The organism is Kitasatospora sp. NPDC086801 (assembly GCF_044745805.1).
Classification (GTDB): domain Bacteria; phylum Actinomycetota; class Actinomycetes; order Streptomycetales; family Streptomycetaceae; genus Kitasatospora.
Genome location: NZ_JBIVAX010000003.1, coordinates 221,056 through 236,319, shown reverse-complemented (window position 1 = coordinate 236,319; position 15,264 = coordinate 221,056). Strand labels below are relative to the sequence as shown.

The window sequence follows — 15,264 nt, the reverse complement described above, 5'->3', positions numbered from 1 at the left end:
AGCGTGCGCATCACCGGCGACCACAGGGCGCTGGCCATCGAAGGCCGCCTCGACGTGCGTACCGCCGCCGATGCGCGGGCCCGGCTGCACCAGGCCGTGGACGGCGGCCTCGGCGACCTCGTGCTCGACCTCGCCCGGCTGGAGTTCTGGGACGCCACCGGCCTCGGCGTGATCATGGGCACCCACCGCCGGGCCGGCCGGATCGGCCGCCGACTGGTGCTGCGCTCCGTCCCGGCCCAGCTCCAGCGCCTGCTGGTGGCCACCAAGCTGCACCGCATCCTGGCCGTCGACGGCGGCATCGCCGAGGCCCACGGGATCGCCCTCTAGGCCCGGACAGGACCTGGCCGTCGCCCGGCTCCCGTTCAGTCAGCGTTCGGCCCCCGCCCGGCCCCTGACCCGGCCCGGACCGGCCCCCGCCCGGCCCCTGACCCGGCCCAGGCCCGGGCCCCGGACGGGACCGCCCTGCGCGGGCGGGCCCGGATGTGCAAGAGTCTGCCCGTCAGATGACGGCCGCCTCAGCCAGCTGCCCCCAGCCCGCGCGAGGCCGTGACCGAGACGTCAGCCGGCCGGCGCGGGGCGCCGTCGGCCGAGCACGATGCGGAGCAGAACGTGGCACAGCCATCCGGGGAGTTCCGGCAGGAGGCCGCCCGCACCCGAGGCGGCGAACTCGTCTCCGGCGGCCTGCTGGTCGGCGTCGGCGCCCCGGACGGCTCCGAGGTCAGGCCCTGCCCCGAGGAGTGGCGGCCCCGCCCGCGCCGGATCGAGCGCAGCGAGCCCGCCCGCGGCCCGGTCGGCGGCGTCGGCCGCGCGGTCGGCCCGCTCGCCCTCGGCGCCGGGCCCGCCGACCTGCCGCTGCTCGACCGCGAGGCCGACATCGCCGAGCTCCTCGGCCTGCTCGCTGAGGGCCGCTCGATACGCCTGGTCGGCCAGGCCGGCTCGGGCCGCAGCGCGTTGCTGTCGGCCGTCGCCGAGGCGGCCGCCGACCTTGCCCCCGGCGGTGTCGTCCAGCTCTGCGGGCACCGCCGCACCGCCGCCGACCTGCTCCAGGACCTCTTCGCCGCCACCCACCACGCCCCCGGCTACCGGCCCGACCCGGGCCAGCTGGCCGTGCACCTCGCCGAGGTCGGCGCGATCGTGGTCGTCGACGGCGCGGAGCAGTCCGGCGACGAGCTGGAGGGCCTGCTCGCCACCGCCCCCGGCTGCGCCTTCCTGATCTCCGTCGCCCCCGGGAGCCCGGCGCTGTCGCCCGGCTCCCGGTTGCAGGACCACCTGGTCGCCGGGCTCTCCCGCTCCGCCTGCCTCGCCCTCGCCGCCCGCCAGGCCGGGCGGCCGCTGGACGTCTCCGAGAAGGCCTGGGCGGTCGACCTCTGGTTCGAGTCCGAGGGCCTGCCGCTGCGCTTCGTCCAGGCCGCCGCGCTGCTGCGCCAGCGGGACGTCGCGGTGGACGCGCTGGTCGCCGCCGAGGAGGACCGGATGGGGGTCTTCGGCGCGGTCGAGGAGCCCGTTCACGACCCCGACCCGGCCGTCCGCGAGAACGCGCTGCGCCGGACCGTCCCGCTGCCGTCCGTCGCCGAGACCGCCTCACCCGCCGTCCGGCTCGCCGAGGGGCTGAGCGAGCCCGCCCAGGCCGTCCTGAGGCTCGCCGTCGCGCTCGGCGGCGAGTGCCCCACCGCGCCGCACCTGCCGGCGCTGATCGACGTCGGCCAGGGCGAGAGCGCCCTCGCCGAACTCGCCGACGCCGGACTGGCGGTGTCCATCGGCGGGCACCACCGGCTGACCGCCGGGGTGCTGGACCTGCTCGCCCCGCACTGGCCGGCCCGCGGCTGCCTGGACGGCGCCGCCCAGCACTTCGCCTGGTGGGTCGGGCACAGCTCGGTGTCGCTGGCACAGGTCGCGGCCGAGGCGGAGGTGGTGGTCGGCGTCCTGCTCGCGGACCGGGCGGCCGGCCGGCACGACGCCGTCGTGCGCCTGGCCCGGGCGGCAGCGCCCGCGCTGGCGCTGGCGCTGCGCTGGGGCGCCTGGGAGCGGGTCCTGCAACTGGGGCTGGAGGCGGCCCGGCGGACGGGCTCCGGCACCGACCAGGCCTGGTTCCACCACGAGGCGGGCGTGCACGCGTTCTGCGTCCAGGAGCCGTCCCGGGCGATGGCCGAGCTGGAGACCGCGCTCACCCTGCGGGCCGCCGCCGACGAGCAGCGCGGCGTCGCCGCCGCGGGCCGGATGCTGGACCTGCTGCGCGCCGACGGGCGGCAGCTGGCGCCCGCCGCGCCGCCCGGGTCGGCGCCCGTCCGGCGGCCCGTCATCCGCGCGATAGCCAAGGTGCCGTCCAGTCTGCGCTCCGGGGCCAGGCGCCGGGTGATCGCCGCGTCGGCGGCCGTCCTCGCGCTCGGGGCGCTCGGGACGGCGGTGGCGATGAGCGCCACCGGTCCGGAGCAGCACCCGGGCAACGATCCGCACACCCGGCTCGACGACCCCGACGGCGGGCAGAGCGGGTCGGTCCCGGCGCCGCACGCCGGCGGCGGTCCGACCGCCACCACCGGCGCCACCGGTACGACGGCGGGGGCGGACGCGGGTGGCGGTCCGGCGACGGACGGGACCAGCCCGGAGCCGTCGGCGAGCGGCAGTGCGTCGCGCCCGCCGAGCGCGTCGAAGAAGCCGAGCCGCGGGCCGAGCGAGAGCGCGGGGGCCGGCGAGCAGCCGCAGCAGTCGCAGCCGCCCGCACCGGGCCAGTCGCAGCCGCCGGCCCAGCAGCCCGGTCCGCCGCCGGGCGGTGGCGGTGGTGGCGGCGGTGGCAACTCCGGGGGCGCTCAGCCCGGCGGAGGCGCCAGTACGCCGCCCCCGCCGAAGCCGTCGACCGGTTCGCCCTCGGCGACCGCGACCGCCACGGCGACCGCCACGGCCACCGCGACCGGCACGCCCAGCCCGTCGTCGACGGCGTCCTCGCCGCCCGCGAGCTGACCGGTCAGAACAGCTTGAGCTTGTCGTCGTCGATGCCGCGCAGCTCGTCGTAGTCCAGCACCACGCAGCCGATGCCCCGGTCGGTGGCCAGCACGCGGGCCTGGGGCTTGATCTCCTGGGCGGCGAAGATGCCCTTGACCGGGGCCAACAGCGGGTCCCGGTTGAGGAGTTCGAGGTAGCGGGTGAGCTGCTCGACGCCGTCGATCTCACCGCGGCGCTTGATCTCGACGGCCACCGTGGCGCCGTCCGAGTCGCGGCAGAGGATGTCGACCGGGCCGATCGCGGTGGGGTACTCGCGGCGGATCAGGGACCAGCCGGCGCCGAGCACCTCCATCCGGTCCGCGAGCAGCTCCTGGAGGTGCGCCTCGACGCCGTCCTTGATCAGGCCCGGGTCCACCCCGAGTTCGTGGGAGGAGTCGTGCAGCACCTCCTCCAGCGTGATGATGAGCTTCTCGCCGGCCTTGTTCTCCACTGTCCAGACCCCGTCCGCCTCCTTGAGCGCGCACGGCGGGGACATCCAGTTGAGCGGCTTGTAGGCGCGGTCGTCGGCGTGGATGCTGACGCTGCCGTCGGCCTTGACCAGGATGAGCCTGGTGGCGGAGGGCAGATGGGCGGAGAGCCGACCGGCATAGTCGACTGAGCAGCGGGCAATTACGAGACGCACGGTCGACCACGCTAGCCCACCGGGGCCAGTTGATGCGATTCCACGACGACCGGGTGAAGAAACCGGGAACCCCGCGAACATGGAGGTTCGGCAATTCCGCTCACCGCCCGTCGCGGTCTGGCGCCCACTCCCTGGGGTCGCTACCGTACGTGACGGCACGCGTGCGGGATCGCTGTCAACGGGGATGGAGACTTCAGATGAACGATCCGACGGTATCCGGCCAATCTGGTGCACCACGGCGTATTTCCGAAGCAATCCACAGGAATGACCGGCCCGCCCCGCCGTTGACTGCCACGCTGTTCTGAGCGCGGTCGGTGTCCGGGACGTCACGTCCCGTGGTGCCGCCGCTTTCGCGGGGTGTCGGAAACGCCCGTTCCACGGTGTTCCGGACGCCACGCGCGATTCGCCCACCCTCACTGTGAGCTTGGCTACGCACGACCACCCGGGCGCCGCGCGGGTGGACCGCGAGAGGAGAATCCATGTCGCTCGACGTCTCACCGGCCCTGCTGGAAAAGGCCGAGCGGGGCGAGGTCGACGAGCGGGAATTCGTCGACTGCGTCCGCGTCTCGCTGCCGTACGCCTGGGACCTGATCAGCTCGCTGGTCGCCCAGGCGAAGGTCGACGGTACCGATTTCGCCGACAACCAGGTACCGCCGCCCAGCGAGCAGGCCCGCGGCCAGCTCCTGCGGGCCCTCGCCAGCGACGCCATCCGGGGTGCCCTTCAGCGGCACTTCGGGGTGCGGCTGGCCTTCCAGAACTGTCACCGGGTGGCGGTCTTCCTGCCGTCGGAGGCCAACGAGGCACGGCACGCACGCTTCACCTCGGTCCGGGAGCAGTTGCTCAACCAGTCCGAGGAACTGCGGGACTGCTGACCCGGCAGCACCGCCGATCGCGGGCCGTACCGGCCCGGAAGGTCGTCGGGCCGCCCCCGTCCCCCGGTGCGGGGGGAGGGGCGGCGGCCCGGGCCGGGCCCGGCCGGTCCACCCCCGGGCTCACCCCAGCTGCGGCAGCACCTCGGAGCCGAGCCGGGCGATGTTGTGCAGGGTCGCCTCGCGGTCGCCGCTGCCCTCCGCGAGCAGCGCGAAGCGGCGGATGCCCGTCCGCTCGGCGGTGGCCAGCAGCCGGTCGGCGCACTGCCGCGGCGTGCCCACCGCGTGCAGGTCGCAGAGGAGTTCGGTGTACTCGCGCGGGTCGCGCATCTTGCGCTCCCGGCCGTCCACGGTGCGGTGGGCGCCGAGCCCGTACTCGAACCAGCCCGGCATGGCGTTCAGCAGGGTGGCGCGGGCCGCCGAGGTGCGGTCCTCGACCTGGGCGACCCCGGCCGCGACGTGCTGACGGTTCACCCGGCGCAGCTGCTCCTCGCCGCGTCCGGCGGCCAGCCAGGCGGTCCGGTACAGCTCCAGCATGTGCAGCTTGTCGTCGTCGCCGGAGTGCATGCCGAGCAGCATCGGCAGGCCGCGTTCGGCGGCGAGCCGCACCCCGCCCGGCGAGGTGCACGCGACCACCATCGGTGGGCCCGCCACCGGCCGCCCGGACGGATCGAGTTCCTCACCGACGCCCTCGCCGAGGCCCTCGACGTCCTGCCGCTGGCGCGGGAAGCGCACCGGGCCGGACTGCTCGCCGAGACCGAGCCAGCTGCCCAGCCCGGACCGGCGCACCGGTTCGGTGGCGCGCGGCACCACCGCCACCTCGGGGAAGGCGAACTGCGGGCCGTCCGCGCTCACCCGGGAGCCGCGCAGCCAGCGCAGCAGCAGGTCCAGCCGCTCCGGGAAGCCGTTCTCGAAGGCGTCCACGCCGCCGCCGAACACGTCCAGGTCGATCCAGGGGCCGCCGCGGCCCACCCCGAGCGTGAAGCGCCCGTCCGAGGTGAGGTGCAGCAGCGCGGCCTGCTCGCCGAGCGCCACCGGGTGGGCGGTGGAGAGCACGCTGACCGCCGTGCCGATGCCGATCCGACGGGTGCGGCCGAGCAGCAGCGCGGCCAGCGTGGCGGCGTTGGGGCAGACCCCGTACGGGACGAAGTGGTGCTCGGCCAGCCAGACGCTGTCCAGGCCCGCGCGTTCGGCCTCGACGGCGGCCCGGACGGTGCGGTCCAGCGCCTCGCGGTGGCTCTGCCCGGGGAACTGCGCGGACAGCAGGAACGCGCCGACCCGTACCGGCGCGGTGTCCGGCGGGAGCGCGCCCGCCCGCTGCGGCACGGGCAGCGGCTCGCCCGCCGCGGCCGTGACCGGGGCGGGCGAGGTCAGCACCGGGCCGGGGGCGGGCGGCCGGACCCCGACGGGTCGACGGGTCTCGGCGCGGGCACTGGTCTTGGTCATCGTGGGGCCTCCTCGGGTGCGCGCAGGGTCTGCGGGCCCCGCCTGTTCCCCTTGTGGGTATCCGATGTCATGTGCCAATGGCACGCGGAACCCTGAATTTCGCCGAAGATCGGGTGGATCTCGGCAAAAACCCGGGAGCGCCGGACGGTGCCGTGATAGGGGCCTTCGGTAGGGGCGGCCGGCCGTAGGCTGGAACGACCCCGAACCCCCGGAAGAGAGGCAGTCCGACGTGTCGCCGCGCCGTAACCGGATCAAGAGCGTCGACCCGAGCGAGAGCGCCGAGCAGGCCTCCCCGCTCGGTGGATCGCTGCGCCGCACCGAGAGCTACCAGGGCGACGACTGGGTGGTCCAGACGGTCGCCGGGACGGCCGGACGGCACTACCGGTGTCCGGGCTGCGACCAGGAGATCCCGCCCGGGACGGGGCACGTGGTGGCCTGGCCGATGCACGGCGCGGGCGTGGACGACCGGCGGCACTGGCACCGCGCCTGCTGGGGCGCGCGGGAGCGCCGGGCCTCCAACGTCCTGCGAGGCCGCGGCGCTCCGCGGTACTGAGCCGGCTACGCGTCCCGGTTCTTGAGCACCAGCGCGCCGCCGAGCAGGGCGGCGAGCGTCCAGGCCAGGCAGATCACGAAGCCCGCCCACGGCCCGTACGGCTGGCCGTGCTGCTCGTACACCAGCAGCATCCGCGAGCCCGCGTAGTCCGGGAAGTAGTGGGCCAGGGTCCTGACCTTCGGCACCGCGGAGAGGATCGGCGAGAGCAGGAAGAAGAACGGGACCAGCACGCCCAGCGCCAGTGTCTGGTTGTGCAGCATCGTGGTGACGCCGGCCGAGAACAGGCAGAGCATCGTCAGGTACAGCGCGGCGCCGAACACCGCGCGCAGCACGTGCGGTTCGCCGAGGCTGGTGGAGTGCGAGCCGAGCAGCGACTGGCCGGTGAAGAAGGTGGCGAAGGCCGTCACCACCGAGACCGCCAGGGCCATCGCGCCGAGCACCACCGCCTTGCCGGTGAGCAGGGTGCCGCGCTGCGGGACGGCGGCCAGGGTGACCCGGACCATGCCGGTGCTGTACTCGTTGCCGATGGCCAGCACGCCGAAGACGATGATGGCGAGCTCGCCGAGCATGATGCCGGAGAAGGCCGTGCTGGTGGCGTCGAACTGGGACTGGTCGCCCCGCCGGAACTCGGTGAAGTTGTTGTTGGTGAGCAGGGACAGCAGCGCGCCGATGCCGACGGTCACGACGAAGGTCAGCGCGAGCGTCCAGATCGTCGAGCGGACGCTGCGGATCTTCGTCCACTCGGAGCGCAGGATCGCCGGGAAGGACGCCATCTCAGTTCTCCTCCTGCTGGGCCGCCGCGGTCTGCGGGGCGCCGTCCGCCTTCCAGCCGGCGCCCCAGACGCCGGGTGCGCCGGCCGCGTCCCGGCCCGGGCCGTCGCCCGCGTGGTACTCCACCGAGTCGGCCGTCATCTGCATGAACGCCTCCTCCAACGAGGCCTGCTGCGGGCTGAGTTCGTGCAGGACGACGCCGTGTGTCGCGGCCAGGTCGCCGAGCCGGGCGAGGTCGCCGTCGACCACCTCGTAGGAGCCGCCGGGCCCGGGTTCGGGCCGGAGCCCGGCGCCGGACAGGACGTCGAGCAGGCGCTCGGGGTGCGGGGTGCGCAGTCGGACGGCGGAGCGGGAGTTGCGTCGGATGAACTCCGGCATCGGCAGGTCGGCGAGCAGCCGGCCCCTGCCGATGACCACCAGGTGGTCGGCGGTGACGGCCATCTCGCTCATCAGGTGGGAGGAGACGAAGACGGTCCGGCCCTCGGTGGCGAGCCGCTTCATCAGGTTGCGGATCCAGAGGATGCCCTCCGGGTCCAGTCCGTTGACCGGCTCGTCGAACATGACGATCTCCGGGTCGCCGAGCAGTGCGGAGGCGATGCCGAGGCGCTGGCCCATGCCGAGCGAGAAGCCGCGGGCCCGCTTGCGGGCGACCGGGGTGAGGCCGACCAGGTTGAGCACCTCGTCCACCCGGCGGGTCGGGATGCGGTTGCTCTGGGCGAGCCAGAGCAGGTGGTCGCGGGCGGTGCGGCCGGGGTGGACGGCCTTGGCCTCCAGCAGCGCGCCGATGTACTTGAGCGGCTCGCTGAGCTGTCCGTAGCGCTTGCCGTCGAGGGTGACCCGGCCACTGGTGGGGCGGTCGAGGTCGAGGATCATGCGCATGGTGGTGGACTTGCCCGCGCCGTTGGGGCCGAGGAAGCCGGTCACCACGCCCTGGGGGACCTGGAAGCTGAGCCGGTCCACCGCGAGGGTCTTGCCGTAACGTTTCGTCAGATTGTGCAGCTCGATCATTCGCGCTCCCTTGCTCTCTGGCAGGCTAGGACAAAGCGGATATCGCGGCCCGCTGAGTGGGCCCGCCGGGCGTGCCGGAATACGGTGGGCCCATGACCCAGCCCCCCTCCGCAGTGTCGGTCCGCGAGAGCGGCACCGGAACACCCCTCGTACTGCTGCACGCCTTCCCGTTGAACGCCGCGATGTGGTCCGCCCAACTGGACGCGTTGCCCGGTCTGACCGGCGACGAGGCCCGGGTGCTCGCCCCGGACCAGCGCGGCTTCGGCGGCACCGAGCTGGGGGCCGACGAACCCTCGCTGGACCTGGTCGCCGACGACCTCGCCCTGCTGCTGGACGCGGCCGGGATCGGGCGCGCGGTGGTCGGCGGGCTCTCCATGGGCGGCTACGTGGCGCTGGCCTTCGCCCGCCGCCACCCGGACCGACTGGCCGGGCTGCTGCTGGCCAACACCCGCGCCACCGCCGACACCGACGCCGTCCGGGCCAACCGGGAGCGGATCGCCGCCGCCGTCACCGCCCGGGACAGCGTCCGACTGCTGCTCGACGAGCAGGTCGCCGCCGGGCAGCTCGGGCCGGACTCCCGGCACCTGGTGGAACGGGTGCAGTCGCTGGTCGCCGCCGCGTCGCCGGCCGCCGTCGCCTGGGCCCACCGGGCCATGGCGGCCCGGCCGGACGCGTTGGACGTGCTGGCCGGACTACGGGTGCCCACCGCGGTCGTCGCGGGCGCGCAGGACGCCCTGGTGGCGCCGGAGGAGGCCGAACTGATGCTCCGGGCCCGGCCGGACGCCGAACTGACCGTCATCCCCGGGGCGGGCCATCTGAGCGCCCTGGAGGCGCCGGAGGCGTTCAACACCGCCGTCCGTGACCTGCTGGCCCGGGTGGCGGCCGGATGAGGGAGGACACGCCCGGCTGGGACTTCTCGGCGCTGGAGGTGACCGGCCGGGTGCCCGTGACCAACCGTGGCGAGGGCCTGGTCGAACTGACCCTGGAGCCGCTCGGCGAGGACTACTGGCTGCGCCCCGGCGAGACCTTCATCGTCACCTCGTACGGCGACCACGGATCCGGCCACCCGTTCGAGGTGCAGTACTGGCCCGACTCCGTGTCGGTCTGGTGCACCTCGTGGTTCGGCACCGTCTCCGACGACGAGGGCAACCAGCTCAGCAGCGGGCACCAGCGGCCCGACGGGGCCTACCCCAGGTGACGCCCGCTCATCCGGGTCACCCGAGATGATGACGGTGGAAAAGACGGCAGGCCCTCACCCGGGTGGGTGAGGGCCTGGCCCGTCTACCGTTCCGCACGTGCCGCCTGTTCCGCACGTGCCGCCGGGCGCTCGTGCCCGGCGGCGGCGTCAGCGCGACTGCTGGGCGGGCACGCCCATGGTGTCGTCGCCCGGCAGCGAGGCGGCGGCCACGGCCGCGCCGGTCAGCGTCGCCAGCATCTCGCGGACGTTGGTCAGCTGGGCGTTGATGCTGTCGCGGCGGTTGGTGAGCGCCGCCAGCTCGCGCTCGGACTCGCTGCGGATCCGGTCGGCCTTGGCGTTGGCGTCCGCCACGATGTCCTCGGACTGGCGCTGGGCCGTCTCGACGGTCTGGCGGGCGCGGCGCTCGGCGTCGGTGCGCAGCTTCTCGGCCTCCAGGCGCAGCTGCTCGGCCCGGTGCTCGATCTCGGCCAGGCGCTTCTCGGCCTTGGCCTGACGGGCGGCCAGGTCGCGCTCGGACTGCTCGCGGCGCTTGGCCAGGTTGGTCTCGAACTCCAGCGCGGCCTGGGCGGCCTTGGTGCGGGTCTCCTCGAAGAGGGCGTCCGCCTCCTCGCGCTTGTTCTGGGCGTCCTTGTTGGCCTCGGCGCGCAGCTGGGCGCTGTCGCTCTTGGCCTTGTCGACGATCCGCAGACCCTCGTCCTCCGCCTTGGCCTTGCGGTCCTTGGCGTAGTTCTCGGCCTCGGTGCGGACCTGCTGGGCGGCGGCCTCGGCGAGCTCGCGGTGCTGCTCGGAGGCGCGGTGCGCCTCGTCGCGCAGGTCCTTGGCCTCCTCCTCGGCCAGTCGCAGGATCTTCTCGACCCGGGCGCCGAGACCGGCGTACGAGGGCTCCGCCTCGGTGACCGCCGCCTGCGCGGTCTGGGTCTCCAGGTGGAGTTCCTCGATGCGCTTCTCGAGCGCGCTGATCCGGGTCAGGGCACTGTCACGGTCGGCCACCAGCTTGGTGATCCGCTCGTCGACCTGGGCGCGCTCGTACCCACGGCGCACCAGGTCGAAGCCGTGAGGGGAGTGACTGTCGCTCATGGGGTTCTGGGCTTCCTGTCGTCAAACCGCTGAGGTGGTTGAGGGAATCCTGACACGGTACCGGAGTGTCGACGGCGGGATGCCGTCGTCCCGCGGACAATGTCCGCTCAATCGGGTGGTGCGTTCTTGGAGCGATTGCCACCTGACCGGGGGGAGCCAATTCCGGCACCCGCCTTGGCACCCCCGTCCTTCTTGGTGCTGCTTCCCCCGTTGGCCTGGGCGACCGGTGCCGGTGCCTCGAACGCCTCCAGCGCGGACAGCACGTCCTGAACCCTGGAGATCTCGGTGTTGATGTCCTTGCGCCGCCGCACCAGTTCGTCCAGCTCGCGCCGGCCCTCGTCGGTGACCCGCTTCGCCTCGGCCTGCGCCTCGGCGAGCAGCCGTTCGGCCTCCGCCTTCGCCAGTTCGACCTGCTCGTCCGCGCCGCGGTCGGCGTCCCGCAGCCGCTTCTCCGCCTCGGCGGCGGCGCTCTCCAGCCGCTCCTCGGCCTCGGCCTCGGCCGACTGCAGCTTGGCCTCGGCCTTGACGATCAGCGCCTCGGCGCGGCTGGTGGAGTCGGCGAGCTTGGTCTCCGCCTCCTTCAGCAGGCCCTCGGCCTTGCGGACGGCCGAGATCCGGACCTTGCTGGCCTCCGCGGACGCCTCCGACGTGAGCTCGCCCGCGCGGTCCTCGGCGGCCGCGACCAGCGCCGCCGCCCGGTCCTCGGCCTCGGCGACGGTGGCCACCGCCTGCTCCTCGGCCTCGGTCAGCTGCTCCTGAGCGGCCGTCACCAGCGCGTCGACCCGCTCGCCGGCCGACTTCATGGCCGCCGCGTTCTCCTTGCGGGCGCGCTCGTGCAGCGCCTCCACCTCGGCGTCGGTGCGCTCGCGCAGTTCCTCGGCGCGCTCGCGGATCGCGGTGGAGTCCCGGCGGGCCTCGGCGAGCAGCGTGTCGGCGTCGGACCGGCCCTTCTCCACCTCGGCCTGGCCGGCCGCCTCGCCGGCGGCGACCAGCCGGTCGGCCTCCTTGCGGGCGGCGGCGACCATCGCGTCCGCCTGCTCCTCGGCGGCGGCGGTGGTGGCCAGTGCGGTGGTCTGGGCGTCCTCGCCGAGCGACTCGGCGTCCGCGAAGGCCTTCTCCAGGACGGAGTTGGCCTGCTCGCGGGTGGCCCTGTCGAACTGCTCGGCGGCGTTCCGGGTCTCCGCGTCGAACGCGTCGGCGCGGCTGTGGGTGGCGGCGTCGTACTCGTCGGCGAGGGTACGGGTGGCGAGCGCGTACTCCTCGGCCTCGGTGCGCAGGGCGGCGGCCAGCTCCTCGGCGTCGGCGACCAGGGCGGCCGAGCGCTCGTCGGCGGCGGCCATCGTCCGGACGGCCTGGGCCTCGGCGTCCGCGCGCAGCTGTTCGGCGGCCTCCCGGGCCGCGTGCAGCACGGCGTCGGCCTCCGCCCGCAGGTGCTCGTCGTAGGCCTGGGCCTCGGCGCGCTGGCGGCCCAACTCGGCCTCATGGGCCTCGCGTTCGGCGGTCAGCTCCCGTTCGGTCAGCTCGCGCAGGGCGGTGGTCTCGGCCTCGGTGCGGGCCCGCTGTTCGGCGGTCTCGCGGTCGGCCAGCTCGCGCTGTTCGGCGGTCTCCCGCTCGGCGAGGGCCCGCTGTTCGGCGGTCTCGCGGTCGGCCAGCTCGCGCTGTTCGGCGGTCTCCCGCTCGGCCAGCTCGCGGACCTCGGCGGCGGCCTGCTCGGCCCGGTCGCGGACCTCGGCGGCCTCCCGCTCGGCGGCGGCCTGCCGCTCGGCGATCTGCTCGGCGGCGGCCTCGTGCATGCCGGCCACCGACTGGCGGACCTCGGCGGCCTCCTCCTCGGCGGCCTCGACCAGGGCGGCGCCCTCGGCCCCGGCGGCGGCGACCAGTTCCTCGCCGTCGGCCCGGGCCTGCTCCAGGACGGCGGTGGCCTCGGCACGGATGCCGTCGGCCGTGGCGCGGGCCTCGGACAGCTCGCGGCCGGCCTCGGCACGGACCGTCTCGGCCTGCTCGGAGGCCAGCGCCAGCTCGGCGGCGGCCTTCTCCCGGACGGCCTTGGCGTCCCGGGCGGCCTCGGCCTGGCGCTGCTCGGCGGCGGTCTTGGCGGCCTCCAGCAGTTCCTCGGCCTCGGCGCGCTGGGCGGCGACGTGCTGTTCGGTGGCCTCGCGCTGTTCGGTGGTCTCGGCGGTGGTGCGCTCGGTGAGTTCGGTGGCGGCCTGTTCGGCCTTGGTCCGGACGTCGGCGGCGTACGCCTCGGCGGCTGCGCGCTGTTCGGTGGTCTCGCGGTCGGCCAGCTCCCGCAGTTCGGCGGTCTCCCGCTCGGCGAGGGAGTGCAGTTCGGCCGCGGTCTGCTCGGCCTGCTCGTGGGCGGCCTGGGCGGCGGCCAGCTGCTCGGCGGTCTCCTCGCGCTCGCGGTGCAGCCCGGCGGCGGCCTCCTCGTGCTCGCGCCGGCTCTCCTCGCGCAGTGCGTTCGCGGCCGCCTCGGCCTTGCCCCGGGTGCGGGCGGCTTCGGTGTCGGCCTCGGTGCGGACGCGCTCGGCGTCGGCCACCGCGGCGTCCCGGACGGCGTTCGCCTCGGCCTGTGCGTCGGTGGTGAGGGCGGTCGCGGCGGCGCCGGCCTCGGACCGGACCCGCTGGTCGAACTCGGCCGCGTCCCGGCGGAGCTCGGCGGTCTCGCGCTCGGCGGCGGCGCGGTTCTCGGCGGCCGCGGCCTTGGCGGCGGCGAGGGCGTCCTGGCCCTGCTGCTCGGCGGCGGCGGTGGTCTTCTCGGCCTCGGCGCGGGCCCGGGCGAGGGTCTGCTCGGCCCGCCCCTGGGTCTCGGCGGCCTGTTCCTGGGCCTGTGCGCGCAGCCGCTCGATCTCCCCGGCCGCGCCCGCGCGCAGCTCGTCGGCGTCGGCCTTGGCCCTGGTGAGCAGTTCCTCGGCGTTCTTCGCCGACTCCTCGATCTGCAGGACGGCCTGGCGGCGGGCCTCGCCCCGGGTGCGGTCGGCCTCGGCGGCGGCCTGGGCGCGCAGTTCCTCGGCCTCGGCCCGCAGCCGGGCCGCCTCGTCCTGCATCTGCTCGATCCGCTCGCGGATCGCGGCGGCGTCGTCGAGGGCGGCGTTCTGAGCCTGCTCGACGGCGGCCTGGGCCTGCTCGCGCAGGCGCTGCGCCTCGGCGGCGGCCTCGGTGCGGATCCGTTCGGCCTCGGTGGCGGCCTCGGTGCGGGCGGTCTCGGCGTCCTGGTTGGCCTGGCCGAGTACCTCCTCGGCGGTCTTGGCGGCCTTGGCGAGGTGGACGGTGGCGTCCTTGGCGCCGGTCGCCCGGCCCTCCTCCTCGGCCGCGTGGCGCAGGCGCTGGGCCTCGGCCTCGGCGTGGGCGCGGAGTTCGGCGACGTCCCGGTCGGCCTGGGCGCGGAGTTCGGCGATCGCGGCCTCGGCCTCGGCGCGCAGTTCGCCGGCCACCGATTCGGCGGTGGCCCGCAGCCGTTCGCTCTCCTCGGCGGCGGCGGCCTTGGCGGCCTCCGCTTCGGCTTGCTTGGTGGCGGCCTCGGCGCGGATGGCCTCGGCCTCCTTGGTGGCGTGGGCGACCATCCGGGCGACCTCGGCGCGGGCGGTCTGCGAGCGCTGCTCGTTGGCGGCCTCGCCGTCGGCGACCTTGCGTTCGGCGGCGGCCTCGGCGTCGGCCTGGAGCTGTTCGGCGGCCTGCTCGGCCTGGGCGCGCAGTTCGGCGGACTCGCGGCGGGTGCGTTCGGCCTCGGCGATCGCCTCGGCACGCAGCCGCTCTATCTCGGCCTGCGCGTGGGCGAGCTGCTGCTCGGCCCGGATCTGCTCGGCGGAGGACTGCTCCTTGAGCCGGCCGATCTCGGCCTTCGCGGCGGCGAGCTGCTGCTCGGCGGCGGCGTGCGCGGTGGCCAGCTGCAGCTGGGCCTCGCCGCGGGCGGCGTCCACGTCGGCGGCGGCCTGGGCGCCGGCCTGCTGGGCGTGCTCGGAGGCGGCGCGCAGCAGGCGCTCGGCGTCGCTCTGGGCCCGCTGGAGGGCGGCCTCGGCGGCGGCCTGGGCCTCCCCACGGGCCGCGTCGACGTCGGCGGCGGTCTGGGCGCGGGCCTGGTCGGAGAGCGCGACGGCCTCGGCGCGGGCGGCGGCGACCATGCGCTCGGCCTCGGCGCGGGCGTCCTGGAGCAGGCGCTGGGCCTCCTGCTCGGAGCCGGTCCGGGTCTGCTCGGCCCAGCCGTTGACGTGCTGCTCGGCGGTGCGGCGCAGCTCGGCGAGCTCGTCCTCCAGCTGGCGGCGGCGGGCGGTGAGCTCGGCCTCCAGCCGGGCGGTGCGCTCGGCGGCCTCGGCCATGATCCGCTGGGTGGCGGCCTGGGAGTCGCGCAGCTGGCGTTCGGCGTCGGCGCGCAGCTGCTGGGCCTGCATCTCGGCCGTGCGGAGCATCTGCTCGGCCTGGCCGGAGACGGCGTCGAAGGCGCGCGGCTGGGCGAGCATGCGGCGGGACTCGTGCAGCTTGGCCCGGAGCACCTCCACCTGGTAGGCGAGGTCCTCGGCATGCTCGACTGCCTTGTCCCGCTCCTTTCGAGTCCGACCCATCTCGGCCTCGAACTGGGAGAGGTGATCGTCAACCTCGTAGCGGTCGTTGCCCCGCACTCCGCGGTCCCATCCATCTCCTGGTCGCGTCCTCGACCCGGCCGGTCCAGGGCACCCGTTGTCCGGGCACTGGTCCGACTGGCTCCTTGCATCCGCAGCCGGTGGAC

Annotated in this window: 12 protein-coding genes; 6 read left to right on the top strand and 6 right to left on the bottom strand. The window is 75.2% G+C overall.

The features are described 5' to 3' along the window. The first annotated feature begins 3 nt into the window (after window positions 1–3). Together ACIPLC_RS06195 and ACIPLC_RS06190 are read left to right on the top strand one after the other, a co-directional pair. Window positions 4–327 (top strand): STAS domain-containing protein, encoded by a 324-nt coding sequence (locus ACIPLC_RS06195; protein ID WP_400471549.1) that lies wholly within the window; start codon window positions 4–6, stop codon window positions 325–327. Window positions 328–609: 282 nt separating this feature from the next. After that, window positions 610–2,955 carry an ATP-binding protein gene (locus ACIPLC_RS06190; RefSeq protein ID WP_400471547.1) on the top strand — a complete coding sequence of 782 codons (2,346 nt, stop codon included), beginning with the start codon at window positions 610–612 and terminating at the stop codon, window positions 2,953–2,955. A 4-nt stretch (window positions 2,956–2,959) separates the two neighbouring features. On the opposite strand, the gene nucS is transcribed toward ACIPLC_RS06190, so the two are convergent. Next, window positions 2,960–3,619, bottom strand: a complete 660-nt coding sequence (nucS, locus tag ACIPLC_RS06185; protein WP_280676005.1) for an endonuclease NucS — start codon at window positions 3,617–3,619, stop codon at window positions 2,960–2,962. Between the two features lie 479 nt (window positions 3,620–4,098). Here nucS and ACIPLC_RS06180 point away from each other — a divergent pair, with 479 nt between their 5' ends. Then, on the top strand, window positions 4,099–4,491 hold the full coding sequence (locus tag ACIPLC_RS06180; protein WP_400471545.1) for an SCO5389 family protein: 393 nt from the start codon (window positions 4,099–4,101) through the stop codon (window positions 4,489–4,491). 120 nt (window positions 4,492–4,611) lie between these two features. On the opposite strand, the gene ACIPLC_RS06175 is transcribed toward ACIPLC_RS06180, so the two are convergent. Next, window positions 4,612–5,934, bottom strand: a complete 1,323-nt coding sequence (locus ACIPLC_RS06175) for an LLM class flavin-dependent oxidoreductase (RefSeq protein WP_400471543.1) — start codon at window positions 5,932–5,934, stop codon at window positions 4,612–4,614. A gap of 229 nt (window positions 5,935–6,163) precedes the next feature. Between ACIPLC_RS06175 and ACIPLC_RS06170 the strand changes: the two genes are divergently transcribed. Further along, on the top strand, window positions 6,164–6,487 hold the full coding sequence (locus tag ACIPLC_RS06170; protein ID WP_400471541.1) for an ATP/GTP-binding protein: 324 nt from the start codon (window positions 6,164–6,166) through the stop codon (window positions 6,485–6,487). A 5-nt stretch (window positions 6,488–6,492) separates the two neighbouring features. Here the strand turns inward: ACIPLC_RS06170 and ACIPLC_RS06165 are convergent, their stop codons facing one another. Then, window positions 6,493–7,260 carry an ABC transporter permease subunit gene (locus ACIPLC_RS06165; RefSeq protein ID WP_400471539.1) on the bottom strand — a complete coding sequence of 256 codons (768 nt, stop codon included), beginning with the start codon at window positions 7,258–7,260 and terminating at the stop codon, window positions 6,493–6,495. Window position 7,261: 1 nt separating this feature from the next. Further along, window positions 7,262–8,266: an ABC transporter ATP-binding protein gene (locus ACIPLC_RS06160; RefSeq protein WP_400471537.1), complete on the bottom strand. Its 1,005-nt coding sequence runs from the start codon at window positions 8,264–8,266 to the stop codon at window positions 7,262–7,264. Between the two features lie 92 nt (window positions 8,267–8,358). On the opposite strand from ACIPLC_RS06160, the gene ACIPLC_RS06155 reads away from it, so the two are divergent. Both ACIPLC_RS06155 and ACIPLC_RS06150 read left to right on the top strand, forming a co-directional pair. Continuing rightward, window positions 8,359–9,156, top strand: coding sequence for an alpha/beta fold hydrolase (locus ACIPLC_RS06155; protein ID WP_400471536.1), 798 nt, complete (start codon window positions 8,359–8,361; stop codon window positions 9,154–9,156). After that, window positions 9,153–9,464 carry a hypothetical protein gene (locus ACIPLC_RS06150; RefSeq protein WP_400471534.1) on the top strand — a complete coding sequence of 104 codons (312 nt, stop codon included), beginning with the start codon at window positions 9,153–9,155 and terminating at the stop codon, window positions 9,462–9,464. The genes ACIPLC_RS06155 and ACIPLC_RS06150 overlap by 4 nt, the downstream gene beginning before the upstream one ends. Window positions 9,465–9,611: 147 nt before the next feature. Here ACIPLC_RS06150 and ACIPLC_RS06145 read toward each other — a convergent pair whose 3' ends face one another. Together ACIPLC_RS06145 and ACIPLC_RS06140 are read right to left on the bottom strand one after the other, a co-directional pair. Then, window positions 9,612–10,541 carry a hypothetical protein gene (locus ACIPLC_RS06145; RefSeq protein ID WP_063347784.1) on the bottom strand — a complete coding sequence of 310 codons (930 nt, stop codon included), beginning with the start codon at window positions 10,539–10,541 and terminating at the stop codon, window positions 9,612–9,614. A 107-nt stretch (window positions 10,542–10,648) separates the two neighbouring features. Continuing rightward, on the bottom strand, window positions 10,649–15,157 hold the full coding sequence (locus ACIPLC_RS06140; protein WP_400471533.1) for a hypothetical protein: 4,509 nt from the start codon (window positions 15,155–15,157) through the stop codon (window positions 10,649–10,651). Window positions 15,158–15,264: the final 107 nt, after the last annotated feature.